Source organism: Bradyrhizobium macuxiense, from assembly GCF_007993935.1.
GTDB classification, from domain to species: domain Bacteria; phylum Pseudomonadota; class Alphaproteobacteria; order Rhizobiales; family Xanthobacteraceae; genus Bradyrhizobium; species Bradyrhizobium macuxiense_A.
In genome coordinates this window covers 127290-148700 of the sequence record NZ_VITY01000020.1, presented here as the reverse complement: position 1 = coordinate 148700, position 21411 = coordinate 127290, and the positions used below count along the sequence as shown (strand labels likewise).

Below are 21411 nucleotides of genomic sequence, written 5' to 3'. Positions count from 1 at the left end.
ACTCACGTGCTACCGCGGGCTTTTCGGCGTCGCTGCTTCGTCGCTGCGCCCCTGTCGTTGCGTGCAGGCTGCGCCCGAGCCGATCGATCGGTCCGGTGAGTTCGTGCTGCTATTCAATCTCGTCGCGCAGATAGCCGAGCTTCCTGAGGAATCCTCGATCGGTCACGATGAACAACTCGGCACTGTCGCTGGTTGCCTGATGGGAAACCCATTGCCAGTGGGGTATCGTGAAGATATCTCTCTCTTTCCAGGTCAGCTCATTGTCTCCGAACCTGGTCATCCCCGAACCAGAGGCTACGACACAAACCGCGCTGGAAGTCGACCGCTGTCTGCGCGTTGCGGTTCGCGCGATCCGGACCACGTAACAATCCATTGTTTGCATCGCCATCTCGCCTCCCGCGGGGTTGACCAGGCGAAGCCAAGCTGAGCCATCGTCCCGAACAGGGGCGACCGCAAGGGCCGCGAGCGTGTCGGACCACGGGTAACGAAAGCGCGGCGAATATGCTGCTGGAATCGCTTCCGGAAGGACGGGACTGAGTCCAGTACCGACAAAGGCCGAGTCCGGCATTGTTTCCGGAAAATTGCGAAGGTTGGTTCCAGGCTCAAAAAAGCCTGTATCGAGATAACCGACCAATCCCGAGTCGAGCGCGTCGAACCAGACCGACCGCCCCTTGCCCTTGTGAAAGTGACTATGCCACGTGTTGGCCGGCGTGAGCACGATGTCGCCGCGCTGCATTAGACATTCCTTGCCGTCAACCACGGTGTATGTCTCGCCGCCGTCCTCAAGCATGAAGCGCAGCGCGTTTGGCGTATGGCGATGCGGCCTCGCGCTCTCGCCGGGCATAAGGACCTGATAGGCAGCCTGAAGCGTCGTTGTGGTTTTCGTTTTGCCCAAGCCTTCGGCAAAAACCGGGTTGGCCATCAAAAGCACCCGACGCTCCGCATGCGTGGTGGACGTCGCTTGCACGGCTCCCTCGATGAGGTTTTGGACTTCTTCCCATCGCCACAGACAGGGAGCTTCGGGGCTCGGCTGACCGGTCTGGTGAAGCGTGGTCAGTTCCCAAAGCGGGTAGAGGTTCATGCCCACGGTTCGGGTCTGAAAGCGTTCAGGCGGCTGATCGGTTGTCGTTTGTGCCATGCTCAGTCCTCGTATCGAAATCGTGAATGCTTTTACCAGAATGATTACGCGAGTCAAACTCCTCGAAGGCCGCGGCTGGTCCGGTATTTGACTTGACAGTCTTGCACAAAATAGTGAATCCATTCACGACATTGAATCGTGTTGAGGATGAATTTGTCATGCACGCTCTGATTGCCGGTGCGGGATGCGGGGGGCTGGCCGCAGCGATCGCGCTGCATCGCGAAGGCTATTCTGTCACGGTCGTCGAGCGTGCGCCGGCCTTAACCGAGGTTGGCGCCGGCGTTGTCATGGGCCCCCACGCGATGCGGGTCCTGGATCATCTCGGCGCGGCAGATCATGTTCGTAAATTGAACACCGCGCCCGAGATAGGAACGTACTTCGATCTCGCGAGTGGCGAGCTCCGCGTTCGGACTGCGTTGGGTGACGCCGGCAAGCAACTCTACGGTGAGAAGCTCTACTCGACCCATCGCCGCGACCTGATCGACGCGCTGGTCGGCAAGCTTGGCGGCGTTGAAGTGAGGTTGAACTCAACTATCGTCAACCTGGAGCAGGACGCCCAGGGCGCGACGCTCGTCCTCGCGAGTGGGGAACGGATCCGCGGTGACTTTGTCGTCGGAGCCGATGGCCTGCGTTCTACCGTTCGGACGGTGTTGTTCGGAGAAAGTCCGGCTGTGTTTACCGGCTTCCTAGCGTGGCGAACGATTATGCCAATCGAGGTGCTCGGTTATTCGTTGCCTCCGCAGACCAAACTGTGGGCCGGAACTGGCCGCCATGTCGTCCACTATCCGATTCGTCATGGAAGGCAGTTCTATGCTGCGTTCTACGTGCCGGCCGATCAGATCCATCGAGAAGATTGGTCAGTCTCGGGTGACGTCGACGACCTGCGCGCATCTTTTGCCGATGCTTGCATCGAGGTGCGTCATCTGACCAATACCATAACCGAGGCCTTTATCACGGGCATCTACTATCGTGATCCGCTGCCCAAATGGCACAAGGGGCGCATCGTTCTGCTGGGTGACGCCGCACATCCGGTCCTGCCGACGTCAGGTTCTGGCGCTGCGGTAGCCCTGGAAGACTCAGTGGCCCTCGCCGCCTGCCTGCGACGGCATCAGAGCGATCTTGCGGCGGCCTTCGGTGAATTCGAGGCCCGGCGCAAACCCAGAACGACCCAGCTTCTGATCTCATCTCGTGCAGATCTCACGACCTATCATGAGGATGATCCTGTCAAGATTGCCGCGCGCGGGCCGATGAATCGCGCCATCATGCAACTGGATCCTACCGGGGTCCAGCGATTGAGCTGGCTGTATTCCTACAATGAGGTCGAGGAATCGAGGAAGACCTTTGAGCAGTTCAGTCGGAGGACAGTTGCGCGGCCGCAGCGGCCCGAAGCACAACGGGCGTTCGACTTCTGGGCCAGCGCGGTGCGCGCCGAAGACGGTGTCGGCGGCTGGACCAGTGAGCGGGAAGCCTACAATCGGGCACTTGTGACCGCCTTCCAGGCTCCGGCGGACGTTTTTGCCGAGGTGGTTGACTGCGGCGGCCTGCCGGCTCTGCGGGTGACGCCACCTGGCGGTGCGAAGGGACCGGCTGTTCTCCACCTTCACGGCGGAGGCTTCATGTACGGTTCGGCCGCATCATCGATCCAGCTAGCGGCGGAAATGGCGCGGAGCATCGGCGGTTGGGCCTTGGTACCCGATTTTCGCGTGGCTCCCGAATACAGGGCCGAAGATATGCAGGCCGACGTGAGAACGGCGCGGGATTGGATCGTGAAGCGGAACAACACGTTCTTTGTCAGCGCGGAAGGGTCGGGAGCGAGCCTTGCGCTTAGCCTTGCCCTCAGCCTGCGCGACGCAGATACAGTCTCTGCGTTGGCGCTCTATCTTCTGTCGCCCTTTGTCGATCCGTCGCTTTCGGGCTCGAGCATCGATACAAATTCCGGGACCGAGGCTTGCCATACGCGATTGCGCCTGTTGCGCAGTGCGGCCGCTTATGTGCAAGACCACCACGTGTCCCATCCGATCGTGGCTCCGCTCAAGGCCTCGCTCCACGGACTTCCACCAATGCATATTGCGGCCGCGCAAGACGAGGCCCTCGTCGACGATGCCCGCCGCCTTGCACAAGGGGCTGGAAGTGCCGGCGTAGAGGTGCGGCTGACCCTTGTGCCCGACAGCGTACACGCCTTTGCGCATTTCGTCGATCTGCCAGAAGCTCGTCAGTATTTCAGCGAGGTAGGCCAGGATGCGCGCCGACGGATGAAGGACCTGGCCCGGCCATAGAATCATCAAGCGTGAGGTTGCTTGACCAAGCAATCCGTCCCGGCAACGTTCTGAAATACGGCGACGTTTCGATAAACATCGCTGGGACGCATAAGAATCTGGGCGCGGTAGAGGTCGACGGATATTGCGATCCACCCCTGTAGCCGAGGTTGCATAAGGGGCGGGCGCCCTAATTCCCCAGGAGCGTGAGCAGATCGAAGTCAGGGCTGAGCGCCATGTTCGGCTCAACATATTGACCGTATGCGCCACGCGATCAGCTCTGCACCGCCCCGCGCGCTTTCACGATGTCGGCTTGCCTCACGCCGTTCCTGACCGTTGGCAACGGCGGAAATTATTCGGCCGGCGCGGCGGCCAAGCCGCCACTCTCAAGAGCGGCCTCCAGCCGTCTCCCCTCGGCGATCACCCGCTTGATATTGGCTTCTTTGATGTGGCCGAAGCCGCGGATCGTCTCGGGCATGCGCGCGAGCCGCGTCAGCAGAGGGAGCCGCGTCGCATTGAGCCCCACGGTCCATTTGTCGATCATCGCCAGATAATCCTCGATCAGCCTGCGCTCGGCCTTGCGTTCATCCGTCCAACCGAACGGGTCCAACGTCGTCCCCCGCAGGAACTTGAGCTTCGCGAGCAGCCGGAAGGCGTGGATCATCCAGCCGCCAAATTCTTGCTTCCGCAACTGGCCGGTCGCCTTGTCGCGCCGTGCGAAGATCGGCGGTGCGAGGTTGAATCTGAGCGTGAAATCGCCCTCGAAACGGTCTGACAGCTTGCTGGCAAAGCTGCCGTCGGAATAAAGCCGCGCCACTTCATACTCGTCCTTGTAGGCCATCAGCTTGAACAGGTTTTTGGCCACAGCTTCCGTGAGCTCCGTCGAGGTGGGACGGGCCGACGTCTCGGCATTGCGCACCTTGGCTACCGTCGCGAGGTAACGCTCTGCATAGGCCTTATCCTGGTAGTCGGTAAGGAACTCCGAACGTGTGGCGATGACTTGGTCGAGCGGCTTAGTCGGCGTTCCGGCATTGCCGTCGAATTGGAGCAGGCTGCGCACACGCGACATATCGTGCGCTGCGAGCCGACCCCAGCTGAACGCAAGTTTGTTCATCTCGATGGACGTGCCATTGATCTCGACGGCGCGCAACAGAGCTTCCAGCGAGAGCGGGATTGCGCCCTTCTGGAAGGCGAAGCCGAGCATGAACGGATTGGCCGCGATGCTATCGCCCGCAAGCTTCGCCGCAATGCCGGTGGCGTCGACAATGTCGAGGCTGTTTTCGTCAATCGCCCGGCGCAGGGTAGCTTCCATGCCGCCTTTCTCGAAGTCGAGATCGGGGTTCTGCAAGAAGCCCGCCGTCGGCTGAAGGTTGGCGTTGACAATGGCCCTCGTCGCGTCACGCGCGGCACAACTCAGCGCGATCGGGCTCGCAGCCACCACCATATCGCAGCCCAGTATGACGTCAGCTCCGCCCGTCGAGATGCGCACGGCCGAGATATCGTCCGACTTTGGTGCGATCCGAACATGGCTCATGACCGCGCCGTTCTTCTGTGACAGGCCGGTGAAGTCCAGTACCGAACAGCCGCGCCCCTCCAGATGTGCTGCCATGCCGAGCAGCGCGCCGATGGTGATGATACCGGTACCGCCGATCCCCGCGACGAGGATGTTATAGGGGCTGCCAAGCTGTCGGGCAGGGGGCAGAGGCAAGTCCGAGAAGGCCTGTCCGGAATCAATCACTGACGGCTTGATGCGCTTCAGCGAGGCGCCATGCACGGTCACGAAGCTCGGGCAAAATCCCTCGGTGCAGGAAAAATCCTTGTTGCAGTTCGACTGGTCGATCTGCCGCTTGCGACCAAACTCGGTCTCCAGCGGCTGGATCGAGACGCAGTTCGAGGTCTGCGAGCAATCGCCGCAGCCCTCGCAGACTAGATCGTTGATGAAGGCCCGCTTGGCCGGATCGGGATAAGTTCCGCGCTTGCGGCGGCGCCGCTGTTCGGCCGCGCAGGTCTGGTCGTAGATGATGACGGTGAGGCCATCGATGTCGCGCATCTCGCGCTGCACTTGATCGAGCTCGCGGCGGTGATGGACACGCGCGCCTAGGGGAAAGTAGCCGCCGCCTGTCGGATATTTCTCAGGGGCATCGGAGACGATCGCGAGCCGCTTGACGCCCTCGGCCCAGACCTGGTGCGCGATCTGCGCGACGGTAAAACGGCCCTCGACCGACTGGCCGCCGGTCATCGCGACTGCATCGTTGTAAAGGATCTTGTACGTAATGTTGATGCCTGCCACGGCTGCGGCTCGCAGCGCCAGCAGGCCAGAATGGGCGTAGGTGCCATCCCCGAGGTTCTGAAAAATATGTCGTTCGCTGGTAAACGCGGCTTGTCCAATCCAGCTCGCGCCTTCGCCGCCCATATGCGAGATCAGATCAGTCCTTCGGCTCGGTATCCGCAGCGCCATGCCGTGACAGCCGATACCGGCCATAGCACGACTGCCTTCCGGCACGCGCGTCGAGGTGTTGTGTGGGCAACCCGAGCAGAAGAACGGTGTACGCGACAGTCCGATCGGCGCAGACGTGGTAGCGGCGGTCTCATAAGCTTCAAGCCGAGCGAGGCGTTGTTCGAGCCGCGGGCTGTGATGGCCAAGGCGGCGGAGCCGTGCGACCAGAGCAGAGGCGACCACCGCAGGTCTCAACTCTCCTTCGCTGGGCAAAAGTGGCGCCCCACGCTCGTCTCGCTTTCCCGCCACAATTGGCCGTTTCGAGGCATCGATGTTGTAGAGAATGCGCATCAGCTGGTCTTCGATGAAACCGCGCTTCTCCTCGACGACCAACACCTCCTGCAGTCCTTCCGCGAAACGCCGCGCGCCGCTCTCCTCCAGGGGCCAGGTCAGCGCTACCTTGTAGATGCGAAGTCCCAGATCCTGCGCATCCTTGTCGCTGATGCCGAGATCGCTGAGCGCCTGCCGCAGATCGAGATAGGCTTTGCCGCTCGCGATGATGCCGAGGCGCGCGGGCTTCGAATCGAGCACGACGCGATCGAGCTGGTTGGCCCGGGCAAAGGCCTGCACTGCGGCCATTTTCGGCCCGAACAGGCGGCGTTCCGCCTCCAGCGGAGGGTCGGGCCAGCGGATGTTGAGTCCATCAGGGGGCATCTCGAAATCGTCGGGAAGCGTGATCCGGATGCGCTGTGGATCGCTGCAAATCGAGGCGGAGCTTTCCACCGTCTCGCTGATTGCCTTGAAGCCGACCCAACAACCCGAGAAGCGCGAAAGCGCAAACGCGTAGAGACCAAGGTCCAGGTAATCCTGCAACGTCGCCGGGTTGATCACGGGGATGAGCGCCGAGGCGAACACCTGCTCGCTCTGGTGGGCCAGCGTCGAAGACTGGCAGCCGTGGTCGTCGCCGGCAACCGCCAGCACACCGCCATGGCGCGAAGAGCCAGCGGAATTGGCATGCTTCAGCGCATCGACCGAGCGGTCGACACCCGGTCCCTTACCGTACCAGATGCCGAATACGCCATCGACCTTGGCGCCTGGAAACAATCCAACCTGCTGGCTGCCCCAGACCGCGGTTGCGGCGAGATCTTCGTTCAGGCCGGGCGCGAACGAGATGTCGTGTTGGTCTAGGAATGGCTTCGCGCCCCATAATGCGTGGTCGTACATGCCCAACGGAGATCCGCGATAACCCGAAATAAATCCTGCGGTGTTCAGTCCCTGGAGCCGGTCTCGTTCACGCTGCAGCATGGGCAACCGTACCAGCGCCTGCGTGCCTGATAGGTAAATCCGTTTGGACTCGAGCCTGTATTTGTCGTTCAGCTCGACCTGCATCAGCGTCATCTCTTCGTTCCTCCCGCTTTTCTTGCCCGAATTTGCCGCCCGCACGCAGGCCGGCACCTATACCCGAGTTCTATTGAGAATACAAAACAGGAAATACATTTCCTAAAATAGGAGGGTGGATGAGCTGACAGATACTCGGAGCGCCTGGCCGGCGCGCGACGTGCACGTTTTGGATTCGTAGGCAAGCTGCCTGTCCCAGTTCGTGGCCAACGGCAATTGGGGCCTCGACCACTCGTGCTCTCCAAGCCAATGAACGGCAAACCAGCTGGCGCAATCCTCAGGTGATTAAGTATCTGATCCGCCAACTTGCGGGGCGCTGGCGATGCCGGCGTGAACGGATCTCCAGCAGCATCGGAACTCGTCACATTACGATTCGGACAGTTCGAAATCGCCGCAACCTAGCCACGCACCAGGCAACCTGACGTTCCCCAATTGACATTTTCCAAGGCAGGAAACATATTCACGAAAATGATGTTAGCTTGCGTGTCACGCATTACATCAAGGGAGGACAAGCGATCGCGATGAATCCCGGTGCACATTAGGTTCGGGCATTGAGCAATGCCCGTGGGGCCGACCTGTCCGTTCGCAGCCTTGCGCGGGGCAAGGGCTGAGGGACGTCGCGGCTGGAGCCGTCGCCCACACGAAATGCCTCGCTTGCACTGGTGCTGGCCGTCTTGGAGCTAGCGGTATTGCGTAGTCGCCAAACCATTCGGAAGCAGAATTCTAGGAGGGGAAATGATGTCGAGAATGATGTCGCGTTCAAGCTGGGCCGCGCTGACGGCCGTTTTGGTTCTGCTTGGACAGACAAGTGCCGCGCTATCATCCGAAAAAAAGTATGATGAGGGGGCAACGGACAGCGAGATATTGATTGGAAATATCGCGGCCTATAGTGGGCCTGCGTCAAACCTGGGGGTCATCGGTAAAACCCACGAAGCATACTTCAGAAAGATAAACGATGAAGGCGGCATTAACGGCCGCAAGATCCGACTGATCTCGTACGACGACGGATATAGCCCTCCCAAGGCAATCGAGCAGGCACGTAAGCTGGTGGAAAATGATGGTGTCCTGCTCATCTTCAATTCGTCTGGAACGCCTTCGAACCTCGCCATTCAGAAGTATTTGAACGGCAAAAAGGTGCCTCAACTCTTTGTCGCATCAGGTTCATCAAGGTGGAATGACCCGGAGAACTTTCCCTGGACCATGGGCTGGCAACCCAGTTTCCTGCTCGAGGGACGCGCTTACGCAAGGTACCTGCTGGATCAAAAGCCCGACGCAAAGATTGCGGTTCTCTACCAGAACGATGATCTTGGAAAGGATTACCTCAGGGGATTGAAGGATGGACTCGGCGCCAAGGCAACGATGATCGTTGCCGAAGAGAGCTACGAGGTTTCCGAGCCCACGATTGACACGCACATCGTGAAACTGAAAGCGAGTGGCGCAGATGTCTTCATCGATGTGGCGCAGGCGAGGTTCGCCGCGCAAGCGATCCGAAAGATCAGCGAAATAGGCTGGAAGCCACTCCACATTGTTGGAAGTATCAGCGCTTCGATCGGCACTGTCATGCAGCCCGCCGGCTTCGACAAGTCGCAAGGGATCATCTCTGTAACATACCTGAAGGATAGCGCGGATTCCCAGTGGGACAATGACGAGGGTATGAGGAAGTTCAACGATTTTATGGCCAAGTATGCCCCACAGCTCAACAGGTTCGATTCGGTCGTCGTCGGCAGCTACGGGGCCGCACAGGCTATTGTCGAAGTGCTGCGCCGGTGCGGAGACAATCTGACTCGTCAAAACGTCATGAAGCAGGCCTCAAGCCTCTCCGGATTCAGGACTGATGTGATGCTGCCGGGAATCAGCGCGAATACCACCGCCGCGGACTTCGTTCCGATCAAGCAAATCCACCTCATGCGCATCAAGGACAGCGGCTGGGAACTGTTCGGCAATCTGATAGATGCAGCGGTCGCTAGATAGTTGTGGTTACGGAGTTGCTCTTACCGACACCTTGGGTTTCGAGAAGGTGCAGGTCTCGGATCGATTTCATAGCGAGATGGAAGCTGTCCACCCGGTTTCGGTTGCTGCGCGATGATGGCGCGTCGGGCCTAAAGCAGTTACGGAGCCGCAAAACGGTCGGCGCTCTGAATCTCTGGTGCGCGCCGATGATCTTGCGACCAAATGAATCTAGCGCACGTCACGGTCAAAGGAGTGCTTGGTGAAAGCGATTGTGATTGAGGATGGCGAAGTTGGCGCTCGGCTTGTTTTGCGCTCGGTTCCAGAGCCGCGGCCTGCTCCGGATGAACTGTTGGTCCGTATCATGACCGCAGGTCTCAACAGGGCCGACTTAGCATTGTCGAGCAATTCCCACGTCGCCAATCCGCTTCGAATAGCGGGGGGTGAGATGGCAGGCGAAGTGATCGAGGTGGGGTCGGCCTGCTTCGGCTTTTCGGCTGGTGACAGGGTGATGGGGCTGACCCCTGGTTGCTATGCAGAGCAAGTCTGTATCGATCATCGGATAGCAATCAGGATACCGGACAAGATCGACTGGAAGACCGCCGCATCGCTGCCGGCGTGGTTCATGACTGCACACAATGCCCTGGTGACGGAGGGCAATTTGCGACGCGGCGAAGCGGTTATGGTGCAAGGAGCGGCGTCGGGTGTCGGCATTGCGACCGTGCAGCTTGCTCGACACTTTGGAGCGTCTCGAGTTATCGGCGTTGCCCGATCACTAGCGAAACTCGAGCGGCTCAAGCCGTTTGGCCTTGACGTGGCGCTTGTCGCCGAAGATGACTGGCCCGGCTCCGTGCGACGCGTGACTGATGGCAACGGTGTCGAGCTCGTTGTCGACATGGTGGGCGGCGGTGCGCTTAACGGCAACCTTGAAAGTGCGGCTTTGCGCGGCCGGATCGTGGCCGTAGGTCGGCTCGGAGGGGCTGTCGATCAACTGGACATCAATCTGTTGGCCTTCAAGCGCCTCAAGCTGATCGGTGTCAGTTTTCGTTCGCGGACAATCACTGAAAGGGCTGCAATAGCTCAGCTTTTCGCAAATCAGATCGTCCCGGAGATCGCCGACGGCGGGCTGTCGCCGGTGATCGATGCTGTCTTCCCATTGGCCGACGTCGCTGCGGCGCACGAGTATCTCAAGAGTAACGCCCATTTTGGCAAGTCGTTGTTGGAGATTGGATATGACAAAGCCGCGAATGGCTGAACGACACATCGTGGTGTGTGGTGGCGGTAGTGGTATTGGTCGCGCAACCGCGCTGATGTGCGCGCGCGAGGGCGCCATGGTTACCGTCGTCGGACGGCGCCGTGCATTGGTCGAGGATGTCGCCAGAGAGGCGGGCGGTTATGCGCTGAGCTATGACATGGCCGATGAGACCCAGGCATTTCAGGCGGTCAACGAGGCGGCGGCGCAAATGGGAGAGATTGATGGACTCGTCAATACCATCGGTGGAGGGGATTACGCCAGCCTGGAAGATATCGACATGGCATATTGGGAACGAAGTTTCCGGAACAATTTGGTGCCGCATTACCTGGCTTGCCGGGCGGCGCTCCCGCATCTTCGTAAGGCAACAAACGCGTCAATCGTCAACGTCGCGGCGCTCGCAGCAATCATGCCAGGCGTGGCGAGCGCGCCCTATGCCGCGGCCAAAGCCGGCGTCGTGCAATTCACGAAGATGATCGCCGTACAGCTTGCCCCAACCATTCGAGCAAACAGCGTCAGCCCAGGTGCAGTCAGGACCCAGCGCATGATCGATGGGTTCCTCGCCAACAAGTCGGAGGAGCAAATCGCGGCGTTTGTCGGCCGGTACGCTTGCAATCGTTTGGCCGAACCCGATGAAGTAGCCAGTTTGATACTCTTCCTGCTCAGTTCGGAAGCATCGTATCTTACTGGCTGCAACTATATCGCTGATGGAGGTCGGTCTTATCGGTGAGGTAGATCCGCGTCTGCTCGTTCCAAGTGCTCACCTGGGCTCTTTGAAGTGCGCGGCACGGTTGGGGGAGAGCCGGCCGCGATCGTTCGAGTGTTAAGGAACGGATGGCCGCGCTGCGCCAAGTTCCAGGGACAGACGATCGGTCTGTAGAAGCGCGATTTCTCGATCGTTGAGCCGCTCCTGTATCGTTGCTTGCGGAGGCGCCTCATCCTTGCTCCCGATCTCATCCAGCGCCCATACGTGGTCGGCTGCCTCGGCAATGATGCGATGTCCATGCGTCGGCAGTCTATCGATCGCCATGCAGCGGTGTCGGCCGCACCGCAATACGTAGGCAACTCTTCTTGACGCAATGGATGCATCAGCCCGGATTTGGCGAACTTTCTAGTTCTGACCGCCGTGCTGTGAGCGTCCGTTTCGCTCGCATAGGTTGACAGGCGGTTCAAAAGAAGAAATACATTCACGAATATGAGTTGTCGGAGCTCTGCGCGGGCACTCAGATTCTCCTTATGGTTCCTCGTTCAGAAGGCGTTCCAATGAAGCTGGCTCTGTTCAACGACTATGTACTCGGCATCATCAGAGATAGTGAGATCGTCAGCATCCAGAAGCTCTTTTGGGAGCGAGAGAGCAGTCCTCAGAGCCGAATGGAGGACTTGATTGCGCGCTGGGATCATTACCAACCACAGATTGACGTTTACCTAAACGACGCGCCTGGTGTGCCATTATCGTCGGTTCGATTGCGGGCGCCCCTGCCGCGGCCGTCCAAGATCCTTTGTGCAGTAGCCAACTACAAGGAAGGGATTGAGGGCAATGTGAGCGAGCTCGATTTCTTTCACAAATCGCCTTCAGCGGTTATCGGTGACGGCGAGACGCTCGTGTTGCCGCGGGCCAACGTTACGATCGTCCATCATGAGCTTGAGCTTGGCGTGGTGATTGGTAAGACATGCAAGGACGTGTCGGAGAACGATGCACTTCAAATGGTGTTCGGCTATACCATTGTTCAGGACGGTTCCGCCCGAGGTTTGCTCACGAATGGCCAAATGTCGTTCTTCACCCAAAAGAGCTGGGATACATTTGCTCCGATCGGCCCAATGATCGTCACCGCCGACGAGATTTCGGATCCGCACGAACTTCAAGTGCGCCTCTGGGCTAATGGTGAGCTCAGGCAGGATTACAACACGAGCGACATGGCGCACCGGATCCCGCGCTTGATCGCAACGGCCTCGACCTTCAACACGCTCTATCCGGGCGACATCATTGCGACCGGGTGCAACCGGCAAGGTCTGGGTCCAATGCAGGACGGCGACGTTATCGTTCAGGAGATTACTGGTTTGGGGAAGCTCACAACTTTGGTATCCGATCCCTTGAAACGAAAATGGCCATATGGGATCGATGCCGAGTTCGCCGATTTTGTGAGAAAGCCTCGATCGCAACGTGGTTCCATGGGGCCGCCACGCATCGTGCCCGCTGGATCCCGAACGCAGGTCTGAGGATCTAGGATCGGAGTAGCGACGCGCGTTGCCAGCGACGACCGTTGGCCGATGGCATTCGCCAGTCAAAGCAATATCTGGCACCTGCGATTGCGAAGGACATCGCGCTCGGGCGGATCGGAAGAGAGCCGCAGCATTTGCGTGCGCTTCGCGAGGCGGCGAGGTCGGCTCGCTCGATGAGCCGGCGCGGCGCGAGGCCAGCAGAGTATATGGGCGCAATCCGCCGCAGCTCTCACGTGGCGAATCGCTGTCTGCGGCTGTCTCACAGGACGCTGAGATGCCGGCCAGGACAGGCCTTGTTGTCGGTATCGCGCGAGAGCGGCCGCCAGTGAATTAACCGGCTCCCAGCCGCCGAGATGCCTTCTGGGCTGCCAATCGCAATTCCTTTTGAAGTTCGGCATCCTCGTTGATCGACGGACCGTCGTCCGCGCCGAAGAATGTCAGAGCCATCGGTACCCGGCCCATGTGGTCGAATATCGGCACAGCGGTTGTCTCCAGCGCGAGACGGTACATCCTTGGGAAGACCGGACCGAAAAGCTTATCCAGCTTGTGAGAGGGAACGGAGGACGAGAGCCCATGGCGGCGTACCGCGGTGCACATTTCGACGACCTCTTCCCGGTCAATTTGCCGTTCGGAATGTTCTCGATTCCAGGCCGTGATCTCCTGCTTGACCAACGATGCGACGTCTTTGAAGTCCCGGTAAGCCATCAAGATACGGCCAGTAGCGGACCAAAGGAGAGGCAGGACCCGGCCTTCCTCAATCCGAAAGTGATATCCAAGGCGACCTGATTGCCAACGGACAACGGTCGGCCCGAACGTTCCCCAAACCGATAGATGACCATCGAATCCGGTACGTTCACTGAACTCGACCAGTGCATCAGTGCCTATCTGGATCGAATCTAACTGTCCGAGCGCTAAGAGCCCAAGCTCCACCACGGACTGACCTAGCGAGTATTCCCCCGACGACGAGTCCTGCTCAATGAAATTGGCTGCAACCAGGCTGGACAGATAACGATGAACTCGGCTTGGTGTAAGACCGCTGGCTGCTGCAACGTCGCGTAGCGGCAACGGTCGTCTTTCACGGGCCACTGCCTGCAACACCGAGAGGCCAACCAGCATAGCTCGAATGCCGTTAATGGAATCGCTGGAGCTGTCCGCCTCTTGCCGGTTGGCTTTTGATTTTGCCTGTTGCAACTTCCGCTTCGGAGCTCCGGTGCTACCCAATCTCGGACGGCCAGTCATACCGGCTCCCCCTGAGCGGGACGCGAGGTTACACTGCGTGATCGACCTGCCAACATTGAGCCTCCGAATCCAAAGTAGTGACGTTAATGATCCCTTCAAAGCCTAATTGAAAGGCGAGCGGACGCAAGGGGGCGGGTTTCCTCCAATGTTGAGACCCGATTCCAGGCAAACCGCGTTGTCCACCACAAAGGCGCTCCTTCGAGCTTTGAGAATGCCTTGAGCGATATCCTTCGTGAGGGCAGTGTTGATCACTACAGAATGCGTGCAATAAAACCACAGTTATCAAAGAGCACGCGGCACTCCATCAAAGATCGACCGCTAGCAATCGCGCCGCCATGCGCGTGTTCTTGGCGATTGATCGCAACGCGGCATTCAGATCCGTGAGCGACATCTCGTCGAGATCATTGAAGATCGTAGAGTTCAGGACGCCCTTCTTTTTCGATAATTTTCCCATCTCTGCGCGTGCTTTTGCAGTCAGTGACATTAGGATAAATCGCGCGTCCTTTGAGGAGGGCTCTCGCGCAAGGAGTCCTTTTTTTTCGAGGCTCTTGGTCTGGTTGGTTACAAAGGCAGGATGGATTCTCAGTTTGCTTGCGACGTCGACTCCAGCAACCCCGCGACCGTCGTCGAGTTCATCGATCGCCATCAAGATCAGCCATTGCGGCTCGCTGATCCCAAGCATCACCGCCCAGATGTTATTGATTTCCTCCAGCTGGGAGTGGACTTCGACGATGTTCCAGATGAAATCCCTGATTGCTCTATCGAGTTTCTTCTCGATCATATTGATTCTTTCGCCGTAGTGATCGCAATGCGTTTGCCTTCTCGCCTTTTAGCGAAATCCACCCTCTTAGTCTCGCACGATTGCACGGATTGCCGTGCGAAGCTGTTGGTAGCTCTTGGGACGGGTGGATATACTGCATCGATGTGCTTGACAAAAACAATTAGTTTTGTCATTTATAGCGTGCTCATAGCGAATAGCCGCGCTGCGCCTTTCTAGCCGAAAGGATCCCGAGGCTCAGCCGGCCACAGAAACCTCCAAGGAAAACCTCCGAGATGCCCCTCGGAGGTTTTTTCTTGTAATATTAGTCATTTATTTGGTGTCTTCAGCGGTAAATTTCGCTTGCAGGGTGCCGAGCGTTGAGCGCTCGCGTGTGGTCAGGCGGCAACAGTTCGATTGTAAAAAACAATTAATGAAATTAATCAATTGAACTGGCGCGATACTTGAGGCTAAACGGCCATGGCGGCGGAGGGGGGGACCTCGAAGTCGTTCCTCGACCGGAGATCCTTGCGCGCGCGAAGCGCCGAGCGAGCTGCGGATCGGAAATTGCAGGCGGGAGCTTCTGGGGAAACGAGGCTCTGCCAAGAACCAACTTGGAGGTTACGCAAATGAAATTGACCAAGAGTCTTGCTCTCGGCGCGTCGGTCGCCCTCGGCGGAGTTGGCGGAGCTTCCGCCGCCGATCTTCCCGTGAAGGCGAAAGCTATCGAGTACGTAAAGGTCTGCTCACTGTACGGCCCCGGATTCTATTACATCCCAGGTACTGATACTTGCATCCAGCTCGGCGGTTATCTGCGCGCCGAGGCCGCGATCGGAAGCAATGTGGATTGGATTGCGCCCGATTCCGGCGCCGCCGGGGCTCGCAATCGCTTGAGCAACTACTATACAATTCGTTCGCGCGAAGGCCTCACCGTCGATACGCGTACCGCGTCCGAGTACGGCGTCGTCCGCACGTTCTTTAATGCTGCCTTCTCGTGGACGACCGGCTCCTACGGCGGCAACGGTGCGGCTCCCGGCTCGACCGTTTATGCGCCGCTCGGCGGTGGTGGCACCGTTGCTCCGGCTTCGGCGCCACAAAACGCCAATCCGGGCGCGGTCGCCGGCGGTTCGCTTGGCGTGTACTATGCTTTCATTCAGTTTGCCGGCTTCACGATGGGCAAGGCGGTCTCTCAATTTTCCACTCCGTGGGTAAACTACCCGGCGAACAACTTCGATGGTTTGCCGGGCGGCGGAGGCTCCATCACGGGGGTAAGCCAGTTCACCTATACGGCTCAGTTCGGCAATGGCGTGTCGGCCGCAATCTCGGCGCAGGATCAGGTCGCTTACACTACGACCAGCATCTGGAACGTCAGCCTCGCAGCCAACGCTGGGCTATTGGCCGGAACGTACGGTGCCAGCGATATTGGGGGCACTCGCTCACCCGACATTGTCGGCATGGTCCGCGTCGATCAGGCTTGGGGCCTCTTCCAGGCGTCGGTCGCCGCGCATGACAACCACGCCGCCTACTACGGTGGCGGCGCCCTTGCCGGCACGGAGCCCAACGGCTATCCGGCTGACAAGTGGGGTTGGGCTGGTCAGTTGGCCCTATCGATCAAGAACATCCCGACTGGCGCCGGTGACAGTATCAATATTCAGGGCGTCTACACCAACGGTGCAAGTCGCTACAACTTCCAGGACCTGATGGCTACCTCGTACGCGATGTATGGTGGCACGAGCCTGCCGGGCGCCTACCAGAGCCTCGGCATTGGCGGCGTGTCTGACGCGGTGTTCGTCAACGGCTCCGGCATGGAGCTCACCACGACCTACGGCTTCCGTGGCGGCTTCAACCACAATTGGAATCCGTACTGGAATTCGAGTCTCTACGGTGCTTGGGCTGCTGTTCGCTACAATGGCACGGCCAAGAGTTACATCTGCGGCGCGATGGTTACCAGTGCTCTGCTCTCATCCGGCCTTGCTGGATGCAATCCGGACTTCAACTACGCCGTAGTTGGCGTGACCACCGGCTGGACCCCGGTCAAGAACCTGACGTTCTCGGCTGACCTTGCGTATATCATGCTCGATCAGAAGTATGCTGCTGGCAGCACGGTGGCGCAGACGGCGAACAGCGCCAGCGTTGCCAAGCCGGCGGCGCTCTACGAACTGAAGGATCAGAGCGCTTTCACCTTGCTGCTCCGCGCGCAGCGCAACTGGTAAGCTTCGGACGCTGAGGGAAGCCCCGGTCGTGCGACGGCCGGGGCTTCCGTCGTAGACACTCGATGTTAGGCTGGAATTTGCCCGCCGTCGACCGCTCCAAAGAAAATCTCCGCCTCCGGGCCATCGCCCTCGAGCGAAGCTGGCGTAACCACGCCCGATCTCGTCTCAATCGAGGCGATATCGGCCTAGCTAGAGGGACAGGGATGCGGAATCAAGGGTTCCTCGCGACAGAATCTCGTTTCGGACGCCAGGTGATCGAACGGCTTCCCATTGATCAAGTATCCATTTCGTCACCGCGACCCTAGAAGCCGCGGGCCTTGACGACGAGATTGATGCTTCGCCGATGCTGTTTTGGCATGGCTCCCGAAACGTTCTCAGATGTCGGCGTTGGAATTACGACTATGACGTTTGTCGCCAATCGGGACGCAACACTTGTCGTGTGGTTGGTCGCGCTCCGGGCGATGCATCGGACAATCGGGGTTCAAAGAAACCCTGCTCCCGCAGTGGCAATAACGGTTCTGCAGGCTTGCTGCGGCCATTCGTGAGACCCGTCGTAGAGCCCGCCCAATTCCGGCGATCGAGCCTTTGGGGCAACTGCGCGCACGCGCGGCGACAACACGCTCCGACAAGGCAATTTGCAGGTCCGAACGCGTTGTAACTCTGCGCTAGGTGCGCTCGCTATAGCCGCAAGCATCCAGCTTCTTCTCCAGCCAGTCGAAAACGAAATTGTCGGTGGTTACGAAGTTCTCCAAATCTCCCGTCGACGTGCGAATCGTGCGCGGTAATGCAAGGGTCATATCCACTCCGGCGCTTACGCAGTCGGAATGGAGGTGAATTGCATCAAGTCCCCTGTGCAAACCGCTACCTCCCGCGACCACCAGGAAGGGGCATCGTATCCGGCGAGCGAATCGCAGTGCTGATATGGCCTTGGACTTTTGCATCGCTGCTCGAGTTCCAGCCATCCAGCGCAATGCACTACGTTGTCGTAACGACTCCAAAAGCCCGCCGTCGCATACAGCCGCGGCCAACCTGTCGTCGGATGCCGCGAAGCTGGAAGCTTGCCAGGCGGCCATTCCTTCGCCGTAGACCGCAATCCGCCCGCTGTCGATATCCGACCGACCGGCCAAGTGGTCAAGCCAACAGCTGAGCCAAACACTGGCTTCACGCGGCGGACATCTAAGCGTATCGCTTCCGTCGACGACGAGCAGCGATATGCCCCGGCCGATTGTGACCGGCGACAACCGACGCAATATGCCGTCAACCGATATATCCGCATCGGCTATGCAAATGAGTGCAGGAGCAACGGCGCGCGAACTCACGGCCGGCAAGAAATAGCCGGTCAGTCTTTCATCGTCGAAGGAATTGATCTGGATCCGTTCCAGCGGTCGAGTGAGGCAGAGCTCGAATTGCTGGAAGCACGCGTTGCTCCGATGTGAGAGACGAAGTCGGGCTTGACTGCGTGGGTCTGTCAGCCACCTTGCGACCTCGAAGGCCGTAAATGCGCACAGCCAGTTTTCCCTGGCTTTGTCGGCGTCTTCGCTTCGGAACGCTCGACCGGCCAGTGCGCTATACCGATTCCCGAGACTAACCCAACTCCCAACCCATCGCGCACGGCTCTTCGCCCCCAACATTGAACTCGGCGACAGATTGTCAATGAACGAGGCGACCCGCGTTCGCAGGTGGGCAACGTCTGCCCCAGCGTGGTCTTCGAATGCGCGCATCCGGCCACGTCGCTTCCGCTGATCAAAGCGTATCATTTCCCCCTCGCACACTGCTTTCCGCATACAGTGTTGCAATTTGGTGAAAGAATTTCCTATTTTGATTAAGAAGTCAATTTTATAGTGTGGGCTATGCATTCACGGGTATGGTGGGAGCGAAGCCCCCCTGTCGCCAAAACACGGGCGGGAATAGCAATGAACCGACGAGTTAACTATCCGAGCTTGACCGCTCGGCGGAAGTTCTCAACCTCGCGCCAGCCGGCTCAACCCCATCTAGCCAGGGGGCGGCGCCTGACGTAAATGCGTCGAAACGTGACGCCGATAGCATAAGCTCTCGCGACTACGGCCGGCACCGTCCGATGAAGTTGTTCGGCGGTTGATGCAACAGACGCGCCCGAAATAACCAGCTGCCGCAGCCGTTCGTCTTCGTCAGGCGTCCACAACTTGCGTTTGTCTTGCGCCATTCTTACCTCTGCCTTCAGCTTTTCGATCGATGTCGCTCTATTCTGCTGTCGAACGATGTGAGCGCCTTGGCCACCATCGAGATAGGTGCCGGACGGGGCGCGGCGGATCCACCGAGAGGAACGCCAAGGGCGTGGAGCATGTCGTTTCAAGGAACGGACGGGCTTGCCTTGAGCCGGTCGCCAGCCGCCGCGGGCGCTGTTGGATCGACGAACAGATCGATATGAAGATCGGCCTCCGGATCGGTCGCGTATTCGGACAAATCGTTCAGTCCTTCAGACCAAAGGACGTCGTCATCAAGATAAAACTGACCCTGCATTACCGCGCCGGACGGTTGAATATCGCCTAGGCCGCATCGGAGGGAATACGGCGAAGCCGATCGAAGTACCAGCACCAACGACGCCGAGGACAAAGCCTAGCCGACAGTCGAACCATAGCGCTAGAACGCCGAAGTAGACGAGCTGATAGCTTGCCGCGCCCGCCATTCCCAACGTCGCGCACTGCGGGGAAAAACATCGGTAGAGTTGCTGGCAACCATGCAAAGGTGGGGACATGAGAGACAACAGCGATATGCCAGCAAACAACACCTTCCGTGGCCGGTATCCATCGACGAGCCGTCCGATCAATGGGCCGCAAAAGCGGAGCGAGGCGGACAGCGTACCCGGTGGTGACTCCCGTTCGCGTATCGCCGATTGTGTCCCGGGTGTACGTCAGCATCACCGGGAACGTTGAAAGGAACATCGGCGTTAGATTGACGGAGAGGCCCACCGCGCAAAACAGCACGACGCGCCCCGCGAGGCCTGGTGACGTCGGTGAGTGCGCGAACGCATCCGTGGCGCCAAAACGACCAGCCAAGTCAATCTGCGCTTCTGTAGTCGCCAAGCTTCCTCCATCGACGAACCAATCCCGAGCAAGTGTTTCTCAGCAGAATGTCATTTTGGTGAAAGCATTGTCTGGTTCGAACGACCTTGTCAATCTGAACAATAGTAATCCTTGCCGCACGAAGGGGGCGGGTTACGCTGAGAAGACCAAATCCGGCTCGATTGGAGGTGCCGACTGAACGGTGCGTTTTTGAGTAAGCGTGCCTTCGTGATGCCGTCGGGGGAGCCAACTCCCTTCACCCTATCGACGCCCCACCAAATCCGCGTAATGAAACCCGGGCGTGCATAGTGCCTAGAGCCTCGGGCCTGCCAATGAACGCGCAAAGCCAACCGTTTGGCCGCCCGCCGCGATCAAGTTCTTTGCGACCTGTTTAGCGCCAGTGCCACCCGCTAGCTCGAACGCAAGCTCCTAACATGCAACGTTATCGCTCCGTTAGAAGCCGAGTTATCGCTGCGCCTCGTAATCTTGCTGGGGCACACCTTCGACGGGTCCGTTGGAGATGCCGAGCGCTTCCTGCAAGGTCACCAACAAGGGGGAAGATCTCCTGCGGCCAGCCCTTCCCGTATGCGTAACTAATGCTCGCCTTCCAGGCATACGTGATCGTGGACGAATTGTACGACCTTTTCCAGGGCCGCAACCGAGGCCGGGAGCGTGGGATGTGCCGTGGTAAACATCATGGGCGCATCGAAATAGAGCAACTCGATCTTGCCGCCTGCCTGCGCATAGGCTGCGGTAAATCTCTCCGCTTCCGCGAGATTGGATCCGGCATCTTTATCGACGTAATTATGGACTTCGTCCTGCTGGCTCTGGATCCACATTGCCGGTGGCAGTTCAACGTGCTCGCCTTTCTCCAGGGCCAGCATTGGGTTGCCTTCGGCCATGTTGTCCTCGCTTCCCCAATAACCGTCGTGAAAATGGATGATGCGGTCGACCCACTCTGGCTTCGATTCGTGTGCGCTCAGTCGCTTAGCGTATCTATATCGGCCGAGCGGATTGATGACCGGCCAGAGCATGACGACACACCGGACGCCGGCGTCCCATCGATATTCAGACTGGAGGGGAATGGCGCTGTACCGCGGATCCCGCGGTCTCATCGCTGTGAGCATCGCGAGATGGCCTCCGCTCGAGTTGCCCGACAATCCCACCAGACCAGGATGCGTTTTCAACACTGACGCGTTCGCCTTCACCCATCGTATCCCGTAGTTGACGTCAGCCACGGAGAGAGGGTAGGCCCCTTGATGCCCTTGGCGGAAATCAAGGGCCACGACCACAACCCCACTGCGGACGAGAGCCTCGTGGACCGATTTGCCCCGCGTTCTATCGAATTGACTCCATGCCCCGCCATGAAGTTCGACGATGCAAGGGAAGGGGCCCTCACCTCGAGGGCGGAATACACGAGCCAAGAGCGATTGGCCCGGGTGCCTTAGGTATTCGATGTCCTCGACGTCAAAGTCAAACTCGCGCATGATATCCTCCCTTCGGATTCCAATCCT

Annotated in this window: 13 protein-coding genes; 6 read left to right on the top strand and 7 right to left on the bottom strand. The window is 59.0% G+C overall.

Translation table 11 applies throughout. From position 1 onward, the window contains the following. Positions 1-109: 109 nt before the first annotated feature. Complete coding sequence (locus FBZ93_RS37055; RefSeq protein ID WP_167529399.1) at positions 110-1138, bottom strand: cupin domain-containing protein; 1029 nt, start codon at positions 1136-1138, stop codon at positions 110-112. A 158-nt stretch (positions 1139-1296) separates the two neighbouring features. Between FBZ93_RS37055 and FBZ93_RS37050 the strand changes: the two genes are divergently transcribed. Then, positions 1297-3414, top strand: a complete 2118-nt coding sequence (locus tag FBZ93_RS37050) for an alpha/beta hydrolase fold domain-containing protein (RefSeq protein WP_146992366.1) — start codon at positions 1297-1299, stop codon at positions 3412-3414. Between the two features lie 331 nt (positions 3415-3745). Here the strand turns inward: FBZ93_RS37050 and FBZ93_RS37045 are convergent, their stop codons facing one another. Further along, a complete protein-coding gene (locus tag FBZ93_RS37045) occupies positions 3746-7228 on the bottom strand; it encodes an indolepyruvate ferredoxin oxidoreductase family protein (RefSeq protein ID WP_146992364.1) in 3483 nt (1160 codons plus the stop codon). Between the two features lie 738 nt (positions 7229-7966). Here FBZ93_RS37045 and FBZ93_RS37040 point away from each other — a divergent pair. The 4 genes from FBZ93_RS37040 (at position 7967) to FBZ93_RS37025 (ending at position 12644) form a co-directional block, all read left to right on the top strand. After that, positions 7967-9199, top strand: a complete 1233-nt coding sequence (locus tag FBZ93_RS37040; RefSeq protein ID WP_433995474.1) for an ABC transporter substrate-binding protein — start codon at positions 7967-7969, stop codon at positions 9197-9199. 238 nt (positions 9200-9437) lie between these two features. Then, positions 9438-10430: a zinc-binding dehydrogenase gene (locus FBZ93_RS37035; RefSeq protein ID WP_146992363.1), complete on the top strand. Its 993-nt coding sequence runs from the start codon at positions 9438-9440 to the stop codon at positions 10428-10430. Beyond that, entirely contained in the window at positions 10408-11157 is a 750-nt protein-coding gene (locus FBZ93_RS37030) for an SDR family NAD(P)-dependent oxidoreductase (protein ID WP_167529398.1), read from the top strand. The genes FBZ93_RS37035 and FBZ93_RS37030 overlap by 23 nt, the downstream gene beginning before the upstream one ends. 533 nt (positions 11158-11690) lie before the next feature. Then, positions 11691-12644, top strand: a complete 954-nt coding sequence (locus tag FBZ93_RS37025) for a fumarylacetoacetate hydrolase family protein (RefSeq protein WP_167529397.1) — start codon at positions 11691-11693, stop codon at positions 12642-12644. A gap of 333 nt (positions 12645-12977) precedes the next feature. Here the strand turns inward: FBZ93_RS37025 and FBZ93_RS37020 are convergent, their stop codons facing one another. Next, positions 12978-13886, bottom strand: coding sequence for an IclR family transcriptional regulator (locus tag FBZ93_RS37020; RefSeq protein WP_146992358.1), 909 nt, complete (start codon positions 13884-13886; stop codon positions 12978-12980). A gap of 304 nt (positions 13887-14190) precedes the next feature. After that, positions 14191-14667, bottom strand: coding sequence for a MarR family winged helix-turn-helix transcriptional regulator (locus tag FBZ93_RS37015; protein ID WP_146992356.1), 477 nt, complete (start codon positions 14665-14667; stop codon positions 14191-14193). Between the two features lie 605 nt (positions 14668-15272). Here FBZ93_RS37015 and FBZ93_RS37010 point away from each other — a divergent pair. Continuing rightward, positions 15273-16856 carry a porin gene (locus FBZ93_RS37010; protein WP_146992355.1) on the top strand — a complete coding sequence of 528 codons (1584 nt, stop codon included), beginning with the start codon at positions 15273-15275 and terminating at the stop codon, positions 16854-16856. A gap of 665 nt (positions 16857-17521) precedes the next feature. Here FBZ93_RS37010 and FBZ93_RS37005 read toward each other — a convergent pair. The 3 genes from FBZ93_RS37005 to FBZ93_RS37000 all read right to left on the bottom strand — a co-directional run bounded on the left by FBZ93_RS37005 (position 17522) and on the right by FBZ93_RS37000 (position 21384). Beyond that, positions 17522-18577 carry an alpha/beta hydrolase family protein gene (locus tag FBZ93_RS37005; RefSeq protein ID WP_146992353.1) on the bottom strand — a complete coding sequence of 352 codons (1056 nt, stop codon included), beginning with the start codon at positions 18575-18577 and terminating at the stop codon, positions 17522-17524. A gap of 607 nt (positions 18578-19184) precedes the next feature. After that, positions 19185-19355, bottom strand: a complete 171-nt coding sequence (locus FBZ93_RS40920) for a hypothetical protein (protein ID WP_167529396.1) — start codon at positions 19353-19355, stop codon at positions 19185-19187. A gap of 1135 nt (positions 19356-20490) precedes the next feature. Then, entirely contained in the window at positions 20491-21384 is an 894-nt protein-coding gene (locus FBZ93_RS37000) for an alpha/beta hydrolase (RefSeq protein ID WP_146992351.1), read from the bottom strand. Positions 21385-21411: the final 27 nt, after the last annotated feature.

What these genes read in the sequence shown, in the direction of transcription:
- FBZ93_RS37040 (WP_433995474.1), top strand. Translation starts at nt 7,967, where the DNA reads ATGTCGAGAATGATGTCGCGTTCAAGCTGGGCCGCGCTGACGGCCGTT.
- FBZ93_RS40920 (WP_167529396.1), bottom strand. Translation starts at nt 19,355, where the DNA reads ATGCAGGGTCAGTTTTATCTTGATGACGACGTCCTTTGGTCTGAAGGA.
- FBZ93_RS37025 (WP_167529397.1), top strand. Translation starts at nt 11,691, where the DNA reads ATGAAGCTGGCTCTGTTCAACGACTATGTACTCGGCATCATCAGAGAT.
- FBZ93_RS37030 (WP_167529398.1), top strand. Translation starts at nt 10,408, where the DNA reads ATGACAAAGCCGCGAATGGCTGAACGACACATCGTGGTGTGTGGTGGC.
- FBZ93_RS37000 (WP_146992351.1), bottom strand. Translation starts at nt 21,384, where the DNA reads ATGCGCGAGTTTGACTTTGACGTCGAGGACATCGAATACCTAAGGCAC.
- FBZ93_RS37010 (WP_146992355.1), top strand. Translation starts at nt 15,273, where the DNA reads ATGAAATTGACCAAGAGTCTTGCTCTCGGCGCGTCGGTCGCCCTCGGC.
- FBZ93_RS37005 (WP_146992353.1), bottom strand. Translation starts at nt 18,577, where the DNA reads ATGCGCGCATTCGAAGACCACGCTGGGGCAGACGTTGCCCACCTGCGA.
- FBZ93_RS37050 (WP_146992366.1), top strand. Translation starts at nt 1,297, where the DNA reads ATGCACGCTCTGATTGCCGGTGCGGGATGCGGGGGGCTGGCCGCAGCG.
- FBZ93_RS37045 (WP_146992364.1), bottom strand. Translation starts at nt 7,228, where the DNA reads ATGACGCTGATGCAGGTCGAGCTGAACGACAAATACAGGCTCGAGTCC.
- FBZ93_RS37015 (WP_146992356.1), bottom strand. Translation starts at nt 14,667, where the DNA reads ATGATCGAGAAGAAACTCGATAGAGCAATCAGGGATTTCATCTGGAAC.
- FBZ93_RS37055 (WP_167529399.1), bottom strand. Translation starts at nt 1,138, where the DNA reads ATGGCACAAACGACAACCGATCAGCCGCCTGAACGCTTTCAGACCCGA.
- FBZ93_RS37020 (WP_146992358.1), bottom strand. Translation starts at nt 13,886, where the DNA reads ATGACTGGCCGTCCGAGATTGGGTAGCACCGGAGCTCCGAAGCGGAAG.